17 protein-coding genes are annotated in these 20,390 nt (G+C 69.8%); 5 read left to right on the top strand and 12 right to left on the bottom strand.

The genetic code is table 11. The features are described 5' to 3' along the window. Positions 1 to 34 precede the first annotated feature (34 nt). The 9 genes from VIB55_RS05945 to VIB55_RS05905 all read right to left on the bottom strand — a co-directional run bounded on the left by VIB55_RS05945 (position 35) and on the right by VIB55_RS05905 (position 10,072). Positions 35 to 604: a hypothetical protein gene (locus tag VIB55_RS05945; protein WP_331875749.1), complete on the bottom strand. Its 570-nt coding sequence runs from the start codon at positions 602 to 604 to the stop codon at positions 35 to 37. Positions 605 to 788: 184 nt separating this feature from the next. Next, the gene (locus VIB55_RS05940) at positions 789 to 1,967 is read right to left on the bottom strand and encodes a hypothetical protein (protein ID WP_331875748.1); all 1,179 of its coding nucleotides are present in this window, start codon (positions 1,965 to 1,967) and stop codon (positions 789 to 791) included. Beyond that, the gene (locus VIB55_RS05935) at positions 1,964 to 3,157 is read right to left on the bottom strand and encodes an aminotransferase class I/II-fold pyridoxal phosphate-dependent enzyme (RefSeq protein ID WP_349262995.1); all 1,194 of its coding nucleotides are present in this window, start codon (positions 3,155 to 3,157) and stop codon (positions 1,964 to 1,966) included. Before VIB55_RS05935 ends, VIB55_RS05940 begins: the two co-directional genes overlap by 4 nt. Positions 3,158 to 3,189: 32 nt before the next feature. Beyond that, positions 3,190 to 4,158 carry an NAD-dependent epimerase/dehydratase family protein gene (locus VIB55_RS05930; RefSeq protein WP_331875746.1) on the bottom strand — a complete coding sequence of 323 codons (969 nt, stop codon included), beginning with the start codon at positions 4,156 to 4,158 and terminating at the stop codon, positions 3,190 to 3,192. A gap of 232 nt (positions 4,159 to 4,390) precedes the next feature. Beyond that, positions 4,391 to 6,001 (bottom strand): S8 family peptidase, encoded by a 1,611-nt coding sequence (locus VIB55_RS05925; protein ID WP_331875745.1) that lies wholly within the window; start codon positions 5,999 to 6,001, stop codon positions 4,391 to 4,393. A 74-nt stretch (positions 6,002 to 6,075) separates the two neighbouring features. Then, a complete protein-coding gene (locus tag VIB55_RS05920; RefSeq protein ID WP_331875744.1) occupies positions 6,076 to 6,510 on the bottom strand; it encodes a hypothetical protein in 435 nt (144 codons plus the stop codon). 72 nt (positions 6,511 to 6,582) lie between these two features. Beyond that, a complete protein-coding gene (locus tag VIB55_RS05915; protein ID WP_331875743.1) occupies positions 6,583 to 7,728 on the bottom strand; it encodes a pyridoxal phosphate-dependent aminotransferase in 1,146 nt (381 codons plus the stop codon). Then, positions 7,725 to 8,801 (bottom strand): succinyl-diaminopimelate desuccinylase, encoded by a 1,077-nt coding sequence (gene dapE, locus VIB55_RS05910; protein WP_331875742.1) that lies wholly within the window; start codon positions 8,799 to 8,801, stop codon positions 7,725 to 7,727. Before dapE ends, VIB55_RS05915 begins: the two co-directional genes overlap by 4 nt. 455 nt (positions 8,802 to 9,256) lie before the next feature. After that, entirely contained in the window at positions 9,257 to 10,072 is an 816-nt protein-coding gene (locus VIB55_RS05905) for a 2,3,4,5-tetrahydropyridine-2,6-dicarboxylate N-succinyltransferase (protein ID WP_331875741.1), read from the bottom strand. 150 nt (positions 10,073 to 10,222) lie between these two features. Here VIB55_RS05905 and VIB55_RS05900 point away from each other — a divergent pair, with 150 nt between their 5' ends. From VIB55_RS05900 to VIB55_RS05885, 4 genes are all read left to right on the top strand, one after another. Continuing rightward, on the top strand, positions 10,223 to 10,885 hold the full coding sequence (locus tag VIB55_RS05900) for an SCO family protein (RefSeq protein ID WP_331875740.1): 663 nt from the start codon (positions 10,223 to 10,225) through the stop codon (positions 10,883 to 10,885). Between the two features lie 95 nt (positions 10,886 to 10,980). Then, positions 10,981 to 11,265: a hypothetical protein gene (locus VIB55_RS05895; protein ID WP_331875739.1), complete on the top strand. Its 285-nt coding sequence runs from the start codon at positions 10,981 to 10,983 to the stop codon at positions 11,263 to 11,265. 179 nt (positions 11,266 to 11,444) lie between these two features. Then, positions 11,445 to 12,773 (top strand): OmpP1/FadL family transporter, encoded by a 1,329-nt coding sequence (locus tag VIB55_RS05890; RefSeq protein WP_331875738.1) that lies wholly within the window; start codon positions 11,445 to 11,447, stop codon positions 12,771 to 12,773. 41 nt (positions 12,774 to 12,814) lie between these two features. Beyond that, positions 12,815 to 14,170, top strand: coding sequence for an SGNH/GDSL hydrolase family protein (locus VIB55_RS05885; RefSeq protein WP_331875737.1), 1,356 nt, complete (start codon positions 12,815 to 12,817; stop codon positions 14,168 to 14,170). Positions 14,171 to 14,252: 82 nt separating this feature from the next. Here VIB55_RS05885 and VIB55_RS05880 read toward each other — a convergent pair whose 3' ends face one another. The 3 genes from VIB55_RS05880 to acs form a co-directional block, all read right to left on the bottom strand. Further along, positions 14,253 to 15,098: a menaquinone biosynthesis protein gene (locus VIB55_RS05880; protein WP_331875736.1), complete on the bottom strand. Its 846-nt coding sequence runs from the start codon at positions 15,096 to 15,098 to the stop codon at positions 14,253 to 14,255. A gap of 276 nt (positions 15,099 to 15,374) precedes the next feature. After that, the gene (locus VIB55_RS05875; protein ID WP_331875734.1) at positions 15,375 to 16,292 is read right to left on the bottom strand and encodes a hypothetical protein; all 918 of its coding nucleotides are present in this window, start codon (positions 16,290 to 16,292) and stop codon (positions 15,375 to 15,377) included. Between the two features lie 178 nt (positions 16,293 to 16,470). Then, the gene (gene acs, locus VIB55_RS05870; protein WP_331875733.1) at positions 16,471 to 18,474 is read right to left on the bottom strand and encodes an acetate--CoA ligase; all 2,004 of its coding nucleotides are present in this window, start codon (positions 18,472 to 18,474) and stop codon (positions 16,471 to 16,473) included. A gap of 205 nt (positions 18,475 to 18,679) precedes the next feature. Here acs and VIB55_RS05865 point away from each other — a divergent pair, with 205 nt between their 5' ends. Further along, positions 18,680 to 20,266 (top strand): MFS transporter, encoded by a 1,587-nt coding sequence (locus VIB55_RS05865; RefSeq protein WP_331875732.1) that lies wholly within the window; start codon positions 18,680 to 18,682, stop codon positions 20,264 to 20,266. Positions 20,267 to 20,390: the final 124 nt, after the last annotated feature.

Genomic DNA, 20,390 nt, shown 5'->3' with positions numbered 1-20,390 from the left:
GGGCGCGCCCCCTTCGTTCATTCCGACCGCCGCGTCATCCCGGCTGCAGGCCCGTGAGCAGCATCATGGATGCGAACAGCGCCAGCAGCAGGGCGCCGAGGATGGTGTGCCAGCGCGGGCTGCGGACGAGCAATCCGCTGAGCGCCAGCGCGCCGAACACGATTTCGAAGGGCCGCTCGGGAGTGAGCACGGGCGAGCCCTGCACCAGCACGTTGCGGAGCGCGCTGGTAAGCGGCAGCGCCAGGGCGATGCCGAAGAACCACGGCCGGTTCTCCTCGTAGTGCGCCTGCAGCGACAGCTCGCCCTCCTGGTCGAAGTCGGGGAGCACCAGCACCGACAGCAGGAAGAGCAGCACCGGGCCGACGAGAAAGGCCAGGAACGCGAAGAAGTTTCCCTCCACCTCCTCGCCGTAGCCCAGGTTTCCCCACCAGAACTGCACGTGCGCCAGGAACACCAGCAGCACGGCCATCAGTGTGGGGCCGTACATGCTCACCCGCCGCCGGGCCACGACGAGCTTTCCAGTCCCCGAGAGCAGGTGCGAAATGCCCAGCCCCACGACGATGGAGACGAGGACGGACAGGTATTCGGTGGGATTCAGGGGCATGGGCAAGGCGGAAACGGGGTGATCGAGCGCGCGACATCATACTCCACCCGCGCTCCCGCCGCACAGGGCCCGGCAAAGCACGCGGCCGAGCAGCCCAGCAAGCAAGCGGACGACGGATGGAAGAAGACGCAGAACGCCCCGCCGGCGGGTGCCGGCGGGGCGTCGGTCTCGATGGAGCGAAGGATCAGAGCGGGCGCTCGAAGATCCGGTAGCGCTTGTACTGGCGGGCACCCAGCTTGTCCATCGCGGTGCACATCTCGTGGTTGTCTTCCAGGATCCACGACGCCTCGCCCGCCACGTACCCATTCTTTGCCGCCACCTCCAGCCCGCGCATGTACACCGCCGTGCCCAGTCCGGAGGCCTGCAGCCCCGGCTTCATTCCCAGGGTGAGGATGCGCAGCGTGTTGATCTTGCGCTTGTGCCAGAGGAACTTGGCAAGCCCGGTGGGAATGCCGTACGGAAACAGGCGGCCGTCGGGCAGGTGCTTGAGCGCGCGGTTCAGGTCCGGCAGGGCGAGAAGGAAGCCGATCGGCTCGCCCTCCGGCGTTTCGGCCAGCAGGCACAGCTCGGGGTTCACAACCGGCTTCAGCTCGCTGGCCATGTGCGCGAACTCGGCCTCGGTCATGGGAACGAAGCCCCAGTTGCGGGACCAGGCGGCGTTGTACACCTCCTGCACCCGCGCCACCTCGGCCTTCAGGTCCTTCATGCGCAGGGAGCGGATGGTGGCGCCCATGCGCTTGGCCAGCCGCTTCATTCCCGCCTGCACGCGCTCCGGCACCTGGTTGCTGGGAATCCAGTACGCCACCAGGTCCTTGGCCTTGGTCCACCCCGCCCCCTCCAGCAGCCGGCCGTAGTAGGGCGGGTTGTGCGACATCATCACCGTGGGTGGCGTGTCGAAGCCGTCCACCAGGATGCCGGGCGACGAGAACTCGTCGTTCGTCGAGAAGTTGAAGGGCCCCATCACCCGGTGCATCCCGCGCGCCCGCAGCCACTCCGCGGCCGCGTCCAGCAGCGCCGTGGCGGCCTCGGGGTCGTCATGGCACTCGAAGAAGCCGAAGGTCCCCGTCTTTTCCCCGTGGAAGTCGTTGTACTGGTGGTTCACGACGGCGGCGATGCGCCCCGCCATCACCCCGTTGCGCTCGGCGGCGAAGTACGCGACGTCGGCGTGCTGGTGGAACGGGTGCTTCTTGCGGTCCAGCACCGGCTCCAGCGCCAGGCGAAGGGGCGGGACCCAGTTGGGATCCCGCCCGTTCACCGTCCACGCAAAGTCCACGAACGGGCGCAGCGACTGGCCCGCGGCGATCTCGCGGACGCGCACCCCGCCCGCCGTCGCGGCGCCCGCCGCCGGAGCGGCCGTGCTCACGCCTGCCCTCCCACCAGCCCCAGCTGCCTGCCGACGCGCCCGAAGGCGTCGAGCACCTGGTCCAGCTGATCGACCGTGTGCGTGGCCATCACCGAGGTGCGCAGGCGGCACGAGTTCTCGGGGACGGCGGGGGGCAGCACCGGGTTGGTGAACACCCCGGCGTCGAACAGGGCGCGCCAGAAGATGAAGGTGCTTTCCATGTTCCCCGACGCCACGGGGATGATGGGCGTCTCGGAGCCCACGGTGTCGAAGCCCAGCGACTGCAGCCCGCCGCGCAGGTAGTGGGCGTTCTTCCACAGCTGCGTGCGGCGCTCGGGTTCGCGCTGCATCACGTCCAGGCAGGCCAGCACCGTCGCCACGGCCGAGCCGGGCATGCTGGCGCTGAAGATCAGCGGGCGGGCGTGGTGCTTCAGGTAGTGGATCACGTCTTCCGGCCCCGCCGCCGCCCCGCCGATGGAGGCGAACGACTTGGAGAAGGTGATCATGGTGAGGTCCACCCGGTCCTGCAGGCCGTAGTGCTCGGCCGTGCCGCCGCCGTTGGCCCCCAGCACGCCGACCGAGTGGGCGTCGTCTACCAGCAGGCGGGCGCCGTACTCGTCCTTGATCTCCACCAGGGTGGGAAGGTCGACGATGTTCCCCTCCATGCTGAACACGCCGTCGGTGGCGATCAGCACGCCGTTGGCCTCGCGGTGCCGGTCCAGCACGCGGCGCAGGGCGCCCATGTCGCCGTGCTGGTAGCGCGCCAGCTCGCCGGCGGCCAGCTGCGCGCCGTCCAGCAGCGAGGCGTGGTTCAGCCGGTCCTGCACCACCAGCGAGCCGCGGGTGACCAGGCCGTTGATGATGCCCAGGTTGGTCTGGTACCCGGTGCTGAACACGAGCGCCGCCTCGGCGCCCATCAGGGCGGCGAGCCGGCTTTCCAGCTCCTCATGGATGTCGAGGGTGCCGTTCAGGAACCGGCTGCCGGTGTTGCCGGAGCCGTACCGGGCCAGCGCGTCGCGGGCCTTTTCCAGCACGTACGGGTGATGGGTGAGGCCCAGGTAGTTGTTGGAGCCCACCATGATCTTGGTTTCGCCCCGGATCACCACCTCGGTGTCGTGGGACTCCTCGATCGGCTGGAAGTACGGGTACAGCCCGCGGTCCATCATCTCCCGCGCCGCCGTGAACCGGCGGCACTTGTCGAAGAGGTCCACGGTACGCCGCACCGTCTCCTCGATCGTCGCCATCAAACCCATCCCTGTTCCAGGTACCACTGAGCCGTGCGCCGGATGCCCTCCTCGAGCGGAGTGGCCGTTCCGGGCGGGATCAGCGCGTCCAGCCCCGTGAGATCGCAAAGCCAGGCCGGCGCAAGCATCTCTTCGGCCTTTTCGCGATTGAATACGCCAATGCCGCCGAACCAGCCAGCCACCGTGCCCGCCGCCCTCACCCCCGCGGGGGGAAGCTTCAGCCGCACGGGCCGGGTGCCCATCTGTGCCGCGATGGCGCGTACGATGTCGCCCCACGGGTGCTCCACGGGCTCGGCGACGGCGTACGTGCCGGGGGGCGCGTCGGCCGCGTTCGCGAGCGCGGCGGCCAGGTCCTCCACGAAGACCATGTGGGTGCGCAGCTCGGGGCCCGCGGGAGCGGGCGCCAGCCGTCGCTTCACCAGCCGGAAGTAGGGGAGGAGGGCTTTGTCGCCGGGGCCGTACACGGGCGGGGCTCGCAGGATGGCGGCGCTCGTGCCGCCCGCCAGCTCGCCGCCCACTACCGCCTCGCCCTGCAGCTTGGTACGCCCGTACGTGGAAACCGGTCCGGGCGTTTCGTCCATCCGGCGGGGGCGTCCGTGGAGCGCCGGGCCGCAGGCGGCGTACGAGCTCAGGTACACCAGCCGCCGCGGGGTCGGCGACGCCGCGTTGATCGCGCGCACCACGTTGCGGGTGCCGTCCACGTTGGCGCGGACGTACGCGTCTTCGCCCCGCGCGGCGGTGACGGCGGCAAGGTGAAAGACGGTGTCGGCGCCGCTGGCGCCCTCGCGCAGCGCCCCCTCGTCGCCCAGGCTCCCCTGCACCCGCTGAGCGCCCACCTCGTCGAGCACGCGGGTGTCGCTGCCGCCGCGCACCAGCGCGCGCACCGTCCACCCCTGCCGGGCGAGCCGGCGGACCAGGTGGCCGCCGACGAAGCCCGTGGCGCCGGTGACGAGTGCGGTTCGGCTCATTGGAACAGGGCAGCAATGTGCGGCGAATCCGCCGAATGCGCAACGCCGCCGCCGGACGCCAACAAGAAAGAGGACCGGGCAGGCCCCGCCCAGATCCTCTTCGCGCCGCTCGTCGGCGCAATCCCAGCACTGCAGCCACCCCTCGGCTGGCCGCAAACCTAGCCGCGGCGCGGGGTTGTGTCAACCCGGAAGGGGCCTTTCCGCAACCCCGCGCCCGCCGAAAGCCCGGCCGTTAGCGGCGCGACATGCGCTCGGCCAGCTGCAGCGCGGCGTGCAGGTTCACCACCCCGCCGGAGCCCGACAGCTGGGCGAAGGGCACGCGCTCGTCCTCGCTGCCGGGCCGCACCACGCTCAGCCCCTCGAAGCGCGTCGCCGACTCCATGATGACCTGGCGCACCTGCGCGGCGGTGAGCTGCGGGTAGTACGACAGGATCGTCGCCGCCACGCCCGCCACCACCGGCGCCGCCATGCTGGTGCCGTCGTTGCGCTGGATTTCGCCATCCGGCACGGTCGACAGGATGGCCATGCCCGGGGCGAACACGTCCACCAGCCGCTCGTCGTAGTTGCTGAACGGCGCCGCCAGGTGGTCGCCGCCCTGCCACGACGCGGCGCCCACCTCGATCCAGTTGGCGGCGCGGCGGCCGCCCTGCAGCAGCGGCGTGGGAAAGCTGGGGTCTTCGCTGATGTCGGCGCCGTCGTTGCCGGCGGCATGGACGAGCAGCACGCCCTTTTCCTCGGCGTAGCGGACGGCGGCGTCCACCAGCTCCTTCTGCGGCGAGAACGACTTGCCGAAGCTCATGTTCACCACGCGCGCGCCGTTGTCGACGGCGTAGCGGATGGCGTTGGCCACGTCCTTGTCGCGCTCGTCGCCCTGCGGCACCGCGCGGAGCGACATGATGCGCACCGCCGGGGCAATGCCGTCGATCCCCTGCCCGTTGCCGCGCTCCGCCGCCACGATGCCGGCCACGTGCGTGCCGTGCCCCGCGTCCGGCCCCTCGTACTGATTGTTGCCGTAGCCGCGCTCGTTGGGGTTGCGCGCGTCGTCGCCCACGATGTTGCGCGGGTCGAACTCGGGGTTCAGCGAGAACCGCACGCCCGCCTCGGTGCTTTCGCGCGCCTCCACCACGCGCTCCAGCGAGTAGCCCAGCCCGGCGAAGTGCAGATAGATCTGGCGCGCCTGCTGCCCCATCTGGTCCTTGGGGCTGAACAGCGTCACCGCGCTCGGGGTCAGCGTGGTGGTGCCCATCTCGCGCTTGAGGATGGTCTCCGCCTGGCGCAGCGTCTCCTCGGCCTGCTTGATGGCGCCGAGCGTCTGCTCCTCTTCCGCCCGGCGGCTCTCGAAGTCGGCCTTCACGCGGCGCCACAGGGTGTAGTCCGCGCGGTCCGCCGCGGGGACGCTGGCCGAGTCGGCGTTCTGGAAGCGCGGACGGAGCTGCGCGTAGAGGCGCGTCACCTCGTACGTGTCCTCCTTGACGTTCCGCCCGTCGCGGCCGCCGATGAAGTTCCACCCGTGGACGTCGTCGACGTAGCCGTTGCGGTCGTCGTCGCGGCCGTTGCCCGGCACCTCGCGGCGGTTGGTCCACAGCACGCCGTCCAGGTCGGGGTGGTCCACCTCCACCCCGCTGTCGATGATGGCCACGATGATCGTGTCGCGCACCGGGCGGCGGGCCAGCAGCTCGCGGTGGGCGCGCTCGGCGCTGATCCCCGGCACGCGGTCGGCGGCGGGGTCCAGCAGGTGCCAGTTGCGCGCGGCGCTGTCGGCCGGCGCGGCCTGGGCGTGCACGGCCGCCGGAACGGACGCCAGCGCGAACCCGGCAAGGAGAACGGGGCGAATCAGCTTCATGGACACCATCGATGACGGGAGGTTGTTCAGTGGGGACCGGCCAGCCAGTACCCGGAAGGGGACGAAAAGAGCCATCACCCCGGCGCGTCCAGCCAGCGCAGGGCTTCGGCGATGCGGCGGTGAAGCTCGGTCTGCGCGAAGAGCACGGCCGGATCGCGCTGGCGCACCTGCACGAAGCGGGCGGCGTTCTCGTCCGCCTCCGCCGAGCCGGACACCAGCGCCCCCGCGTGGTCCACGAAGCCGCGTGCCTGGTCGCGCGTCACCGGCTCGTCGTCCGACAGGGCGGCGTCGATGGACGAGATCAGCCCCGAGAACGGGCGCAGCCAGGCGAAGAACGGGTCCTCCAGCAGCGCCTGCAGCAGCTGCATGTTGGAGATGGGCCCCGTGCGCTGCTCGTACAGGGGACGCTCGCTGTCGATCAGCGCCTTGTGAAGCCGCAGCAGGTGGCGGCGCACCTCAACCAGGTGGTCGCGGAGCGGGTCCGGGGGACGTCGGGCGCGAAGAGCCATGCGAGAAGATTTCGGAAGGATGGATACGGACGTTTCTGCGCCCGGGACTGAAAGAAACGCGCCGACTGGCGGTCAGCCGCGGTCCGCCGTGGCGAAGAAGGCGGCGATGCGTTCGATGGCGATGCGAAGGTCGTCCGGCTCCGCCACCCACGAAAGCCGCACCCATCCTTCGCCGCTGTCGCCGAAGGCCCGCCCCGGCGTGGCGACCACGTGGTGCGCCTCCAGCAGCGCCTCGGCCGCGGCGAGGGAATCGTGCTCCAGCGCCAGCGGGAGGCGCACCATGCAGTAGAAGGCGCCTTCCGGCCGCACCAACCCGATGCCGTTGCGCTTCATCAGCCCCGCCACCAGCTCCAGCCGTTCGGCGTAGTGCGCGCGGTGGGCGCCCAGGTTGGTGGGATCGGCGAACACCTCGCGCGCCACCATCTGCGAAAAGGTGCTCGCGGCCGTGTTCACCAGCTGGTGCACCTTGGTGGCGGCGGCGATGGCCTCGGGATCGCCCACCAGCCATCCCAGCCGCAAGCCGGTGAGGGCGTTGCTCTTGGAAAGCGAGCCGGCCACCAGCGCGTACGGCCACATCTGCCCGATGGACGCGGGCCGTTCCGGGGTCAAGTACAGCTCGCGGTACACCTCGTCCGACAGCACCCACACCGGCGGGCCGGGGCGCGCCGCCAGCCCGTCGGCCAATGTGCGCAGCTCGTCCGCCGGCCAGATGCGCCCGGTGGGGTTGTTGGGCGAGTTGAGGATGATCATCCGCGTCGCGGGCCCCATCGCCGCCAGCACGCGCGCGGCGCTGGGGCGAAAGCCGTCGTCCCCGTTCAGCGCCACGGTGCGGTGCCGGATCCCTTCCAGCGCGCACAGCTTGGGATACGCCAGGTAGCACGGCTCCACGATCAGCGCCTCGTCACCCGCCGGGTCCAGCACGGACTTGATGGCCAGGTACAGCGCCTCTTCGGACCCGACGGTGATCAGCACGTTCTCCGCCCCGCCGCGGTCCGGAAAGGCGTGGTAGGCGGCCACGGCGGCGCGCAGGTCGGTGTAGCCGGCGTTGGGCGAGTAGGGGCAGCCCTCCCGGCGCACGCGCTCCGTGGCGGCCTCGAAGTAGCGCACGTCCGGCTTCAGCGTGGGCTCGCCCAGCCCCAGGTCGATGTCGCCCGGCTTCTTGCGGGCCTTCAGCTCGCGGATGAGCGACGGGGCGATGCCGGACAGGACGGGGTTCATCGGTCGAACCAGCGGCGAAGGGCGCCGTAGCAGTGCTCCAGCGAGTCGATGGAGGCCCACTCTCCGGCCTGGTGGGCCTGCGCTGTCTCCCCCGGACCGAAGTTGACGGCGGGAATGCCGCTGGCGGTAAAGCGCGCCACGTCGGTCCACGCCTGCTTGGGCATCACCTTCAGCTTTTCCGCCCGGCACCAGTCCGCCAGCAGGGGATGGTCGGCGTGCACGTCGCCCGCCGGCGCGCTGTCGGTCACCTCCACCTCGGCCAGGTCGCCTACGAGGGCGCGCAGCTCGGCCTCGGCGTTCTGGGCCGTGTTGCCCGGGGCGAAGCGGAAATTGACGTTCAGCTCCACCGCGTCGGGCACCACGTTGCGCGAGTTGCGGGTGACGGCGGCGGTGGCCACGATCACCTCGTAGAAGCAGAGATCGCCGAACTTCACCGCGCGCCGCTCGAATCCGCGCAGGCGCTCCAGCACGGGGATGGCACGGTACAGCGCGTTGTCGCCCTGCCAGGGCCGGGCGCTGTGGGCGCGGGTGCCGCGCACGGTGACGGTGGCGTGGATGAGCCCCATGCAGCCGGGCTGCACCCCCTGGTCCGTCGGCTCCAGGATGAACGCGAAGTCGATGGGCGGCAGCACGCCGCTTTCCAGCACCGGACCCAGGCCATTGCCCTCGGCCGGGCCTTCCTCGCCCTCGTAGAAGATCCACACCGGCCGCGCGCGGCCCAGCTCGCGCCAGCGGTCCAGCAGGGCCAGCATCACGGCGAGGCCGGACTTCATGTCGCTGGAGCCGCAGCCGAACACCTTTCCGTCGCGGATTTCCAGCGGCTGCCCCTCGGCGCACTTCACCGTGTCGACATGGCCCACCAGCGCGATCACGGGCTCGCCGGGCCGCTCTTCGCGCCCGTACGGCTCGCAGATCACGGAGTTGCCGATCCGGTGTACCGCCTGCGCGCCCGCGGCCTGCACGCAGCGGTGGTGGATCCACGAGGCAATTTCGTCCTCGTGGCACGTTTCGCTGGGAATGGCGCACAACTCCAGCGTCAGCCGCGCCAGCTCGTCCCTGATTTCCTCGCTCAAACGGCTACACCCCGCGGCTTTCGTGATTCGGATGCGGATCGTGCTTGGACCCTTGGCGGAGTTAGGGGATTTCGATCGTTCCGGCGCAGTCCCCGGCTGCCCTCTCCCCCGACCCCTCTCCCGCAAGCGGGAGAGGGGAGAACTGCATCCGGATGGGGCTGGCTGCGGAGCATGTCCGGGGCGCCCCCCTCTCCCAGCCTCTCCCCCGCAAACTGCGCGGGGGAGAGGAGTCAGCTTGGTGCTCGCCGCGGGCTGCCGGTGCAGATCCCGGGGAGCCCCCTCCCCCGGCCCGCCCCCCGGCCCCCTGCCCCCGCTCCGCAGGGGAGGGGGAGACCTGACGAGATCCGGGCGCGCCACGTACCTCAACTCACTCCACTGCAGCCAGTCCGCGAAGGCGGACTTCGTGTGTTTGTTGCAGCGGTTTCAACCGCCCGCGCGAGGCCGGGGACGCCGCCCTACACCTGCACGTTGAACGTCCGCAGCACGTCGTTCAGCGAGGTCTTCTTGTCCGTCGATGCCTTGCGCGTGCCGATCAGCAGGGCGCAGGGGACGTGGAAGGTGCCCGCCGGGAACTCTTTGGGCAGCGTGCCGGGGATGACCACCGAGCGCGCCGGGATGCGCCCCTTGGTGATCACCGGCTCCGCGCCCGTTACGTCCACGATGGGCGTGGATGCCGTCAGCACCACGCTGGCCCCCAGCACCGCCTCTTCCTCGACGATCACGCCCTCGACCACGATGCAGCGCGACCCGATGAACGCGCCATCCTCCACGATCACCGGCGAGGCGCTGGGCGGCTCCAGCACCCCGCCGATGCCCACGCCGCCGGACAGGTGCACGCCCTTGCCGATCTGCGCGCACGAGCCCACGGTGGCCCACGTATCCACCATCGTCCCCGCGCCCACGTACGCACCGATGTTCACGTACCCCGGCATCAGCACGGATCCGGGCTCCAGGAAGCTGCCGTAGCGCGCCACGCCGGGAGGCACCACGCGGATGCCCTGCGCCTGCAGGTCCGACTTCGTGCGGATCTTGTCGTAGAAGTGCAGGTCGCCGGCCTCCATGGGCTCCAGCGGCCGAAGGGCGAAGTACAGCAGGATGGCTTCCTTCACCCACGCGTTGACGTGCCAGTCGCCGCCGCGCTTTTCCGCCACCCGCACCACGCCGCGGTCCAGCATGGCTATGACGCGCTCCACCGCCTGCGCCGTATCGGCGTCCTTCAGCCGCTCGCGATCCTGGTACGCCTCCGAGACCAGCCGCTCCAAGTCCTGCATCCGCTCCCTCCCCGTAGTGATCCGCCGGTTGCCGGCGCCCAACGTACTGCGGGGTCCATGCCCGCGCGAGTGGCGGCGCTGCTTCGGGATGTCGGCGCACGATGTTAGATTGTGTGACGATCCACGCAGGCAACCGAAGACGACGAGCCGATGTCCAGCAATCCAGGCCGCCCCTCGCGCCGGCCCCTCGTGGCGATGGTCGCGGTCTCGCTGGCCGTGATCGTGGGCGCCGGCGTGGCGACCGCGCCCCGCCCCGCGCCCGCCTTCCACGGGACCACCTACACGGGAACCGGCCCCGCGGCGGACTTCGCGCTGGTGGACCAGGACGGCCGCCCTACGACGCTGGCCCGCTTCCGCGGCGCGCCGGTGCTGCTGTTCTTCGGCTACACGAACTGCCCCGACGTCTGCCCGCTGACGCTGCAGAAGCTCACCCGGGCGGTGGAACGCGCCGGCCGCCGGGCGCGGGACACGCGGATCGTGCTGGTGACGCTGGACCCGGAGCGCGACACCCCCGCGGTCCTCAAGGCCTACGCCTCCCGCTTCGGCACCGGCATCGTGGCGCTGACGGGCGACAGCGCTTCGCTGGCCCAGGCTCGTCAGGGATACGGCGCATACGTGATGATCGCCGACTCGGCGCAGCCGCGCGCCGCCCATGGCGAACACGGCGCGCACGCGCCGACGCCGGCGGGCATGCTGGCGCACCCGGGCGCGGTGTACGGCATAGACCGGCGCGGCGACCTGCAGGTGATCATCTCCGACGCCTCCACCCCCGAGCAGGCCGAGGACGACATCCGCACGCTTGCCCGGATGTAGCGGGGCGCGCACGTCCCGGCCCCTGCCGCGCGCCCGGCGCGCCGCGTGCATGTGACCCGGGGCTTTTCCGGGCGTCCTGTACTCACAAGAAACGAATGCCTCCACATCGGCGCGCGTCGGACACGGGGTGGGTGAAGATGGTGGGCTGGGCCGCGTGCATGGTGCTGGCCGGTTCGCTCACCTACACCTTCGTCCGTGCACTCACGCAGGGCCCCGAGGGCATCGACCCGCTCTTCTTCGGGCTGCAGACGCTGGCCAGCACGCTGTTCCTGGTGTACAGCCTGCGGCTGAAGAACCGGATCTTCGTGGTGGCGAACGCCGTAGCCGTCGCCAACGCCGTCGGCACGCTGCTCGTGGCGCTGACCGCCCGGGGAAACTGACTGAGCGGCGCTCACCCGAAGGCGGCGGAACCACTGTGATTTTTCAGCTTGACGAGGGTGGCCGCCGGGCAGTATCGTGCGCACCGGAAAACCTGCCATTCCCGTCGCACAGCATTGCATCGCCCCCCGAATCCGGGCGCGAACCGTTGGGCCCTCACATCACTTCCAGGGAGATTCGTATGAGACGAAGTCTGGCCATCGCCAGTGCCGCGGCGGCCGTGAGCGTGGCGGCCGGAGCCCCGCTGCACGCGCAGGGCTCCATGGTCGATCAGCAGAGCGCCTGCATGGCGGCCCGCGCCGGCGCCGGCGTGGCGCTGCCGTGCGACGACGGATCGTCGGTGTGGTTCAACCCCGCCGGGATGGCGATGAGCCCCTCGGCCATCGCGGTGGGGGTGGCGCTGGTGCGCGCGGGCAACACCTTTACGTACGACCCCGGCATGGCGCCGACGTCGGACAACACCATCGAGCGCGAGGACGCCACGGTTCCGGTGCCGCAGGCATACGTGAACTTCCGCGCCAGCGAGCGGCTGGCCGTGGGCGTCAGCGCGCTGGCGCCATACGGGCTGGGGCTGGAGTGGGACGTGTGCCCCGCCACCACCCCCCGATGCAGCACCACCAACTTCGAGGGGCGCTTCACCGGCTACGACAACCAGCTGCGCGGCTTCTACATTCAGCCCACCGTGGCGTACCAGGTGATCCCCGGCCGGCTTTCGGTGGGCGCGGGCCTGGACTACGTGATGGGCAAGATCGACGTCAGCCGCCGGCAGTTCGGCCCCGAGACGGTGGGGCTGGGCCGCACCGAGGTGGCCGACGTGAACCTGCAGGGCGAAGGCACCGGCTGGACGTACCACCTGGGCGGCATGCTGAAGCTGGGTGAAGGCGCGTACCTGGGCGCCCGCTACCTGGGCTCGGCCGAGGTGGACCTGGACGGCGACGCCACGTTCGATCCCGTGAAGACGGGCAACGATCCCGTGGACGCGGTGATCGCGGCCGGCCTGCCCAAGGACCAGGGCGTCGGCAGCACGCTCACCTTTCCCAGCCAGGTGGTGGTGGGCGTCGGCGCGCGGGTGCACCCCCGCATCAACCTGATGGGCGACTTCCAGCGCACCCACTGGTCCAGCTTCGACGTGCTGCCGGTTGAGTTCGAGACCGCCGCCCCCGACACGCTGGTGCTGGGCTACAACGACGCCAACACCTTCCGGCTGGCCGCCGACTTCCAGGCGACGGACGCGCTGGTGGTGCGCGCGGGCTTCCGCTACAACGAGGCGGCGACGCCCCGCGCCACGCCCCTGCTTCCCGAGGGCGAGCGCAACTACTACTCGCTGGGGCTGGGCTACCGCCTGACGCGGGCGCTCTCGACGGACTTCTCGTTCCAGTACATCAACCAGCCGCCGCGCGAGGGCGCCGTGCTCCCGGGCGGGCCCCGGGCCGGCATCTACGAGTCGCGCGGCATGGTTTTCAACTTCACGCTGGCGTACCGCTTCGGCGGGGCCGCCGAGCAGCCCTGATGCGCACACCCCGAACGGAACTGGCTGAAGGAGATCATCGCATGAAGAAGAGATCGCTGGGTACCGTGCTGCGCGCCGCGGCGCTGGCCGGCACGGTGCTGCTCGGCGCCTGCGTGGGCGACGGCGACGAGCTGCTGTCGCCACGCGTGCCGCTCGCGGGTGGCGGGCTGTTCCAACGCTACGTGTCGCTGGGCAACTCCATCACCGCGGGCTACCAGTCCGGCGGCATCAACGACAGCCTGCAGACCCGGGCGTACCCGGTGCTGCTGGCCGAGCGCGCGGGGGCCCAGTTCTACGCGCCGCTCATCGCGCGGCCCGGGTGCCCGCGCCCGTTCCTGGCGCCGCTGGGCTCCACGGGCCGGCTGGCGGCTCCCAACGGAGACACGACCAGTACCTGCGTGCGCATCGACAACCCCCCGTTCGTCAGCAACCTGGCGGTTCCGGGCGAGCGTCTGCGCGACCTGATGGTGTTCCCGTCGGGGCAGCTCGGCCAGCTCCACACCCTCATCGTGGGCCCGCGCACGCAGGTGCGCGCCATGATCGAGACGCAGCCGACCTTCGTGTCGGTGTGGATCGGGAACAACGACGCGCTGGAGGCCGCGGTCGGGGGCATCCTGGGCCCGCGCAGCCCGGGCGCCGACTCGTCGCTGACTCCGCTGGCCACCTTCCAGGCGCAGTTGAACGCGCTGGTGGATTCCATCAAGATCGCCGCTCCGCAGGGCGCCATGCTGGTGGGCGTGGTGAACGCGGTCCAGGCCGCCCCCATCATCCAGCCCGGTGCGTACTTCTACCTGGCCCGGGATCCGGCGACGAAGCGCTTCAACGGCAAGCTCGTGAACGACAACTGCTCGCCGGTGAACCTCCTGGGGCAGCCGAACCCGCTGGCGGCGAACATGGTGTCGTTCCAGATCATCGCCGACACCAACTTCCCCGAGATCAACTGCGATCCGGGCTCCTTCCCGGTGGGTGACCCGCGCCGCGGCGCCCACCTGCTGGACACGAACGAGCAGGCCATCGTCGGCGCCCGCGTGAACGCGTTCAACATGGCCATCCAGCAGGCCGCGACGGCGAACAACTGGCTGTACGTGGACCCCAACCTGGTGCTCCAGCCGTTCCTGACGAACAACACCGGGCAGGGTGCCACCCCGGTGGTCGCCGGCCGCTACCAGTACCTGCGCAAGTGCCAGGCGCTGGGTTCGGCAACGACCGCCGCCCAGTTCCAGGCGGCGGTGCTCAACTCGTGCCCGGTGACGGGCCCCACGGCAGCGCCGAACTTCTTCGGAGCGCTGATGTCGTTCGACGGCGTGCACCCCTCCACGGCGGCGCACGTGATCCTGGCGAACGCGTTCGCCGCGGCGATCAACGGCAAGTACGGCACTTCCATCCCGACCAGCTGATCCAGGCTCATCGTGGATGGAGAACGGCCCCTCCCGGAGTTCCGGGAGGGGCCGTTTTCGTGTCGAGCCGCGTCTATCTCGTTCACCCGCCAGCGAAGCGGATCTCCGGGGGCGCCTCGATCTCGCCGATCTCCGCGGCCAGCTCGTAGAACTTCGCGAGCCCCTGCAGCATGGGCCCATCCAGCTCGTACGAGAGGTCGGACCAGTAGCGGTCCAGGAACTCCGGGGTGAAGCCGAAGTGCCCGGCGTAGCGCGTCGCCAACGCGGCGCGGTGCTCCAGGCCGTAGGCGCGCGACTCCAGCAGCTCGGCGTGCAGGCGCCGAAGCTGCTCGTCCGTGCCGCCGCCCGCCTGCCAGACAGCGAAAGCGAACGGGAGCCCGGTGTGCTCCATCCACTCCGCGCCCAGGTCATACCGCGTGGGGACCTCGGGATGCAGCCCGGGGCGCAGCGCCACGTCACCGATGAACAGCGCCGCATCGGCACCGGCGGCGAACGGGTCGTCGCGTGCCTGGTCGAACCAGGTGAACCGCGGAGCCGCGCCCCAGCGAAGCTTCAGCAGCACCTTCAGCAGCACCACCGACGTGGCGGACGCGGTGGGCATCGCCACGGTGCGCCCGGACAGCTCCGCCGGCGGCACGCGGGTAAGGAAGAGGATGCTGCGCACCGGGCCCCGCGAGCCGATCACCAGGTCCGGCAGCACGCGGTAGCTGGCCGCGTGCCGGGCGAACTCGATGCTGGAGCAGGGCGCCACGTCGATCCGGCCCCGGTCCAGCAGCCCGTTCAGGTACGAGGGCACCCCTTCCACCACCTGCAGCCACGCCGGCGCCCCGCGGTCCATCAGCCGCGCATGGACGGGAAAGCAGTTGCTGTAGGTGATGTGCCCCAGCCGCAGCCGCCCCTCCGCTCCGTCCCCCTCCGTACCGCCCATCCGCTCGCCATCCCCTCGGCTCGAAACGAAAACGCCGGCCGCCTTTGCGCACCCGGTCCGTCTCGGCCAAATGACGAGCACACCGGCCTGTTGTCAACCAGTCGGGGTGCGTCCAAGCGGCCGCCTGCCCCACGGAGCGTCCGCGCGGAAGCCGATGAGCCCGCCGCTGGGGCCAAGCCATTGCCGTTCGACCTCGAACTCCGCAGCGACTGAGGGCTCCGCTATAACACTCGCCCCGCGCGCCGAAACTGCCGGTTCACGGCATTCGGCTAGTCACTACTCGTTGTCGTTGTTGCTGGCATCCTCATCTTCTTTCTGCTGCCCGGCGCCGAGAACCTCGAAGTTCAGGCGGAAACGCGGCATCTCGTTGAAACTATTTGGCCCCACGAATCCGAGTACGCCGATCTTGACCCGGTCTTGCACCACGAAGTTCAGCGCGGGTGCCAAGTATGCGAACGCGGAGTGGGAACTCCGTCCAAGACTCTCGTGGAACTTGGAGGTGCCGAAGGTCAATCCGCCCCGGAGGTGGAAGACCAGGAAAGGAGAGCGGTTATCGGTACGGAGTCGGTGATACTGATACTCGGCACCGACCTCCGCTCCGCCATTGTCCACATTTTCGGTGACTCCGATCGTCGGTACGTTCAGCCACGCCCGCGGTGCGAAGAAGAGAAACTGGGCGTTGTAGGTATCTGCACGAATCGCGATCGGGCGTACCGCTTGAAGCGAAACATTGCCGCCGCCGATCAAGAACGTCTTGAACGCCTTCTCCGCATCGTTTACTTCTTCGTCCTCCGCCGCCGTCGCCGTCGCGTCTTCAGTGGCATCATCCTGCGTGGCGTCGACGCTCAACGTCGTTCCCAAGCCAAACCGCCATGCACCCGAGAGTACTGCCGCAACCTCGGTATGTAGGGTCGCTTCCTCTTGTGCAAACGCGAACCGCGACCCGACCAACAACTCCGTGGGCTGGTGGTTCCAGAAGAGCACGCCTTCCTCCTCCGTTCTGACCGCAAAGATCTTCCCGGAGTCGAGCGCGGCACCAATCCGAGTCTCCCCTTTACCACTATCCTCGGCCGAGAGCAGCAACGATTCGCGCTCGGCCAGCCGATCGAGCCGGGGCAGCGCGAGGATTTGCGCGTCCAACGGGGACACGACGAGCAGAACGGTCGCGAGGATAACCTGGGCGAGATACCTCATATGTGCTCCTGCCACAGAAGGAGGGTAAGATCTCCCGCAGAGCCCGCGGGGAAGACAATCGAATCGATAGATGGACAGGACGCGGGAGTTTCACTCGTGAATCAGGTATTCACGGTACGCAACACGAAGGGGCGCACCTTCCGGCGCGCCCCTTCATTGATATACATGCCCGCGTGGATCAGGCTTCCTTCGCCTCGTAGTCGTCCTTGAGGCGCGCTACGACGCTAGGGTCCGCGAGCGTCGTCGTGTCGCCCAACGTGCGGCCTTCGGCGATGTCTTTCAGGAGGCGGCGCATGATCTTGCCGGAGCGCGTCTTGGGGAGATCGCCGGCGAAGAGGATGGCGTCGGGGCGCGCGATGGCGCCGATCTTTCGCACCACGTGCTCCGACAGCTCGCGCTTAAGCTCGTCCGTGGGCGCCAGGCCGTCCTTGAGCGTCACGAAGGCCGCCACCGCCTGCCCCTTCAGCTCGTGCGCCTTGCCCACGACGGCGGCCTCGGCGACGGCGGGGTGGTCGACCAGCGCGCTCTCCACCTCCATGGTGCCGATGCGGTGGCCCGCCACGTTCAGCACGTCGTCGATGCGGCCGATCACCCAGAAGTAGCCGCGCTCGTCACGCTTGGCGCCATCCCCCGGAAAGTACACGCCCTCCCCCGGCTGGTCGCCGGCCACCGTCATCCCCTGCCACTTGCTCCAGTACGTTTCGCGGAAGCGCTCCGGGTCTCCCCAGATGCCGCGCAGCATGGACGGCCACGGGCGCCGGATGGCCAGGAAGCCACCGCCCGCCTCGATGCAGTCGCCCTGCAGCGTCAGGATGTCGGCGTGGATGCCGGGGAAGGCGCGCGTGGCCGACCCGGGCACCGTTTCCGTCACCCCCGGCAGCGGCGTGATCATGATGGCGCCCGTCTCCGTCTGCCACCACGTGTCGACGATGGGGCAGCGCTCGTGGCCGATGTTCAGGTGGTACCAGATCCACGCCTCGGGGTTGATGGGTTCGCCCACCGTGCCGAGCAGGCGCAGCGACGACAGGTCGAACTTGGACGGCCACTCGGTGCCCCACTTCATGAACGCGCGGATCGCCGTGGGCGCCGTGTAGAAGATGGTGACCTTGTAGTCCTGGATGATCTTCCAGAACCGGCCGCGGTCCGGCGCGTCGGGCGCGCCCTCGTACATCAGCACCGTGGCACCGTTGGCGAGTGGGCCGTACACCAGGTACGAGTGCCCCGTCACCCAGCCGACATCGGCCGTGCACCAGTAGACGTCGTCTTCCTTCAGGTCGAACACCCACTTCGTGGTGGCGTACGCCTGCGTCAGGTATCCGCCCGTGGTGTGCATGATCCCCTTCGGCTTCCCCGTCGTGCCGGAGGTGTAGAGGATGTACAGCAGGTCCTCGGCATCCATCTCCTCCGCCGGGGCATCGGGGCCCTCGCCCGCGACCACGTCGTGCCACCACAGGTCGCGCCCGTCCTCCATCGTCGCCCCGCCGACCGCCTCGCCCTCCACGTGGCGGCGGACCACCAGGACGTGCTCGATGGACGGGCATCCGCCCTGTTCCGTCAGCGCCTCGTCGGCCGCGCGCTTCAGCGGAACGATCCCGCCGCGACGGTATCCGCCATCGGCCGTGATCAGCAGGCGCGCCTTTGCGTCGTTGATGCGGTCGCGCAGCGACTCCGACGAGAATCCCCCGAACACCACCGAGTGCGCCGCGCCGATGCGCGCGCAGGCCAGCATGGCGATGGCGGCTTCCGGGATCATCGGAAGGTAGATGGCCACGCGGTCGCCCTTGCCAATTCCCAGCTTGCGCAGCGCGTTCGCGGCGCGGCAGACCTCGGCGTGAAGCTCCTGGTACGTGAACGACTTGCGGTCTCCCGGCTCGCCCTCCCAGAGCAGCGCGGTCTTGGTGCGGCGCGGCCCGTCCAGGTGCCGGTCCAGGCAGTTGTACGAGGCGTTCAGCGTTCCGCCCACGAACCACTTCGCGAACGGCGGCTGCCAATCCAGCACCTGGTCCCACGGACGGAACCAGTGGAGCTCGCCGGCCCAGCGCGCCCAGTACGCCTCGGGATCGGCCTCGGCCTGCTCGTAGATGGCGGGATCGGACACGTGCGCCTGCCGCGCGAACTCGGGCGGCGGCGGAAAGCTGCGGTCTTCGGTAAGGAGCGAGTCGAGGGTCTGCTCGGAGGCCATCCGGAGATCTCCTGTGCGCGATCGATGTCGGGTGAAGTTGCGTCGTGCCGGTCCTGCAAGTCCCGCACGAGCCTTGCGGGGAGCGCGGACCAGGGACAGCTTCCGGCGAAGCAACCGGATCGGACGTTCGCTCGCCAAGCTATCCCGCGACGGGACCGAGCCGCAAACCGTCGTGCCACCTCATCCCGGGGACCCGCATCCGCCCATGACCGACGCCGCCCTTTCCGACGAGCACGGACCGCTGGGCCCCGCCGACAAGAAGACGATCCGCACGGTGATCGCCGCGTCGGCCGTGGGAACGATGATCGAGTGGTACGACTTCTACATCTTCGGCAGCCTGGCCACCATCATCGCCGGGCACTTCTTTCCGCAGGGCAACAGCACGCTGGCGCTGGTGCAGACGCTGGCCACCTTTGCCGCCGGCTTCGCGGCGCGGCCCTTCGGCGCCCTGGTGTTCGGCCGCGTGGGCGACAGCGTGGGCCGCAAGTACGCCTTCCTGGTGACGCTGGTGATCATGGGCGGCGCCACCTTCGTCATCGGCCTGCTTCCCGGATACGCCAGCATCGGCATCTTCGCGCCCATGACGCTGCTGGTGCTGCGGCTTCTGCAGGGACTGGCGCTGGGCGGCGAGTACGGCGGCGCGGCGACGTACGTGGCGGAACACGTGCCCAACAACAAGCGCGGCTACTACACGGCATTCATCCAGACCACCGCCACGCTGGGCCTGTTCGTGTCGCTGGTGGTGATCCTGCTGGTGCGCAACGCCATGTCGACGGAGAACTGGGAGCGCTGGGGATGGCGGATTCCGTTCCTGCTCTCGGCGGTGCTGGTGCTGGTGTCGCTCTTCATCCGCATGCGCTTGGCCGAGAGCCCGCTCTTCACCCGCATGAAGGCGCAGGGCAAGACCTCCGACGCGCCCGTGGCCGAAAGCCTGGGCTCGGTTTCGCGCTGGCAGACCATGCTGACGGTGCTGTGGGGCGCGGCCGCCGGGCAGGCGGTGGTGTGGTACACGGGCCAGTTCTACGCGCTGACCTGGCTGGAAAGCGTGGGCAAGGTGGATTTCGTGCACACCCGCACCATCATCGCCGTGGCTCTCGCGGCGGCGACGCCGTTCTTCATCGTCTTCGGCGCGCTGTCTGACCGGGTGGGGCGCAAGAAGGTGATGATGACGGGCAACCTGCTGGCGGCCCTCTTCATCATCCCCATCTTCGCGCTGATGTGGCGGTTCACGCCGGCCGGGGGCACGTACAACCCGGTGATGCTGACGGTGTGCGTGTTCCTGCTGGTGATCCTGGTGACCATCGTCTACGGGCCCATCGCGGCGTTCCTGGTCGAGAGCTTTCCGGCGCGCGTGCGGTACACGTCGGTGTCGCTGCCCTACCACGTGGGCAACGGCTACTTCGGGGGATTCCTTCCCGTGATCGCCACGGCGATGTCGGCGGCGGCGATGGCCAACCCGGCGGGCTTTCCGGTCGCGGCCCGCTACGCCGGGCTGATCTATCCCGTGGCGGTGGCATCGATCACGTTCATTTTGGGGTCGCTGCTGCTGCGCGAGACGGCGCACGTGGACATCCACGACGAGAACCACGTGGCGGTGGACCCGCGTCCCCAGCCGCTGGTGTTCGGCGTGCTGGTGGCGCTGACCTTCATCGCGCTGCTGATGGCGGACCTGTTCCTGCTGCCCACGTTTACGCCCGAGGGGCAGCCGCCGTACGTGCAGTACGTGTTCCGGGGGCTGGTGGTGATCGTGATCACGGCGTCGCTGCTGCCGCGGATGCTGCGGAACCGGTAGGTCGCCCCTCCCGGTTTCCCCCGGCCCTCCCCCGCAGACGGCGCGGGAGAGGGAGGACGGTGCGCGGCCGCGGCTGCCGTGGGGCCCTCACCCGGCCGCGCTGACACGCGTGCCACCCTCTCCC

It is taken from the genome of Longimicrobium sp., assembly GCF_036554565.1.
Classification (GTDB): Bacteria; Gemmatimonadota; Gemmatimonadetes; order Longimicrobiales; family Longimicrobiaceae; genus Longimicrobium.
This window is presented reverse-complemented; position numbering and strand designations above follow the sequence as displayed.

Excerpts from the sequence above, each read along its gene's own strand:
- VIB55_RS05945 (WP_331875749.1), bottom strand. The coding sequence starts at position 604 with ATGCCCCTGAATCCCACCGAATACCTGTCCGTCCTCGTCTCCATCGTC.
- VIB55_RS05930 (WP_331875746.1), bottom strand. The coding sequence starts at position 4,158 with ATGAGCCGAACCGCACTCGTCACCGGCGCCACGGGCTTCGTCGGCGGC.
- VIB55_RS05925 (WP_331875745.1), bottom strand. The coding sequence starts at position 6,001 with ATGAAGCTGATTCGCCCCGTTCTCCTTGCCGGGTTCGCGCTGGCGTCC.
- VIB55_RS05920 (WP_331875744.1), bottom strand. The coding sequence starts at position 6,510 with ATGGCTCTTCGCGCCCGACGTCCCCCGGACCCGCTCCGCGACCACCTG.
- VIB55_RS05915 (WP_331875743.1), bottom strand. The coding sequence starts at position 7,728 with ATGAACCCCGTCCTGTCCGGCATCGCCCCGTCGCTCATCCGCGAGCTG.
- VIB55_RS05905 (WP_331875741.1), bottom strand. The coding sequence starts at position 10,072 with ATGCAGGACTTGGAGCGGCTGGTCTCGGAGGCGTACCAGGATCGCGAG.
- VIB55_RS05900 (WP_331875740.1), top strand. The coding sequence starts at position 10,223 with ATGTCCAGCAATCCAGGCCGCCCCTCGCGCCGGCCCCTCGTGGCGATG.
- VIB55_RS05895 (WP_331875739.1), top strand. The coding sequence starts at position 10,981 with ATGCCTCCACATCGGCGCGCGTCGGACACGGGGTGGGTGAAGATGGTG.
- VIB55_RS05890 (WP_331875738.1), top strand. The coding sequence starts at position 11,445 with ATGAGACGAAGTCTGGCCATCGCCAGTGCCGCGGCGGCCGTGAGCGTG.
- VIB55_RS05885 (WP_331875737.1), top strand. The coding sequence starts at position 12,815 with ATGAAGAAGAGATCGCTGGGTACCGTGCTGCGCGCCGCGGCGCTGGCC.
- VIB55_RS05880 (WP_331875736.1), bottom strand. The coding sequence starts at position 15,098 with ATGGGCGGTACGGAGGGGGACGGAGCGGAGGGGCGGCTGCGGCTGGGG.
- VIB55_RS05875 (WP_331875734.1), bottom strand. The coding sequence starts at position 16,292 with ATGAGGTATCTCGCCCAGGTTATCCTCGCGACCGTTCTGCTCGTCGTG.
- acs (WP_331875733.1), bottom strand. The coding sequence starts at position 18,474 with ATGGCCTCCGAGCAGACCCTCGACTCGCTCCTTACCGAAGACCGCAGC.
- VIB55_RS05865 (WP_331875732.1), top strand. The coding sequence starts at position 18,680 with ATGACCGACGCCGCCCTTTCCGACGAGCACGGACCGCTGGGCCCCGCC.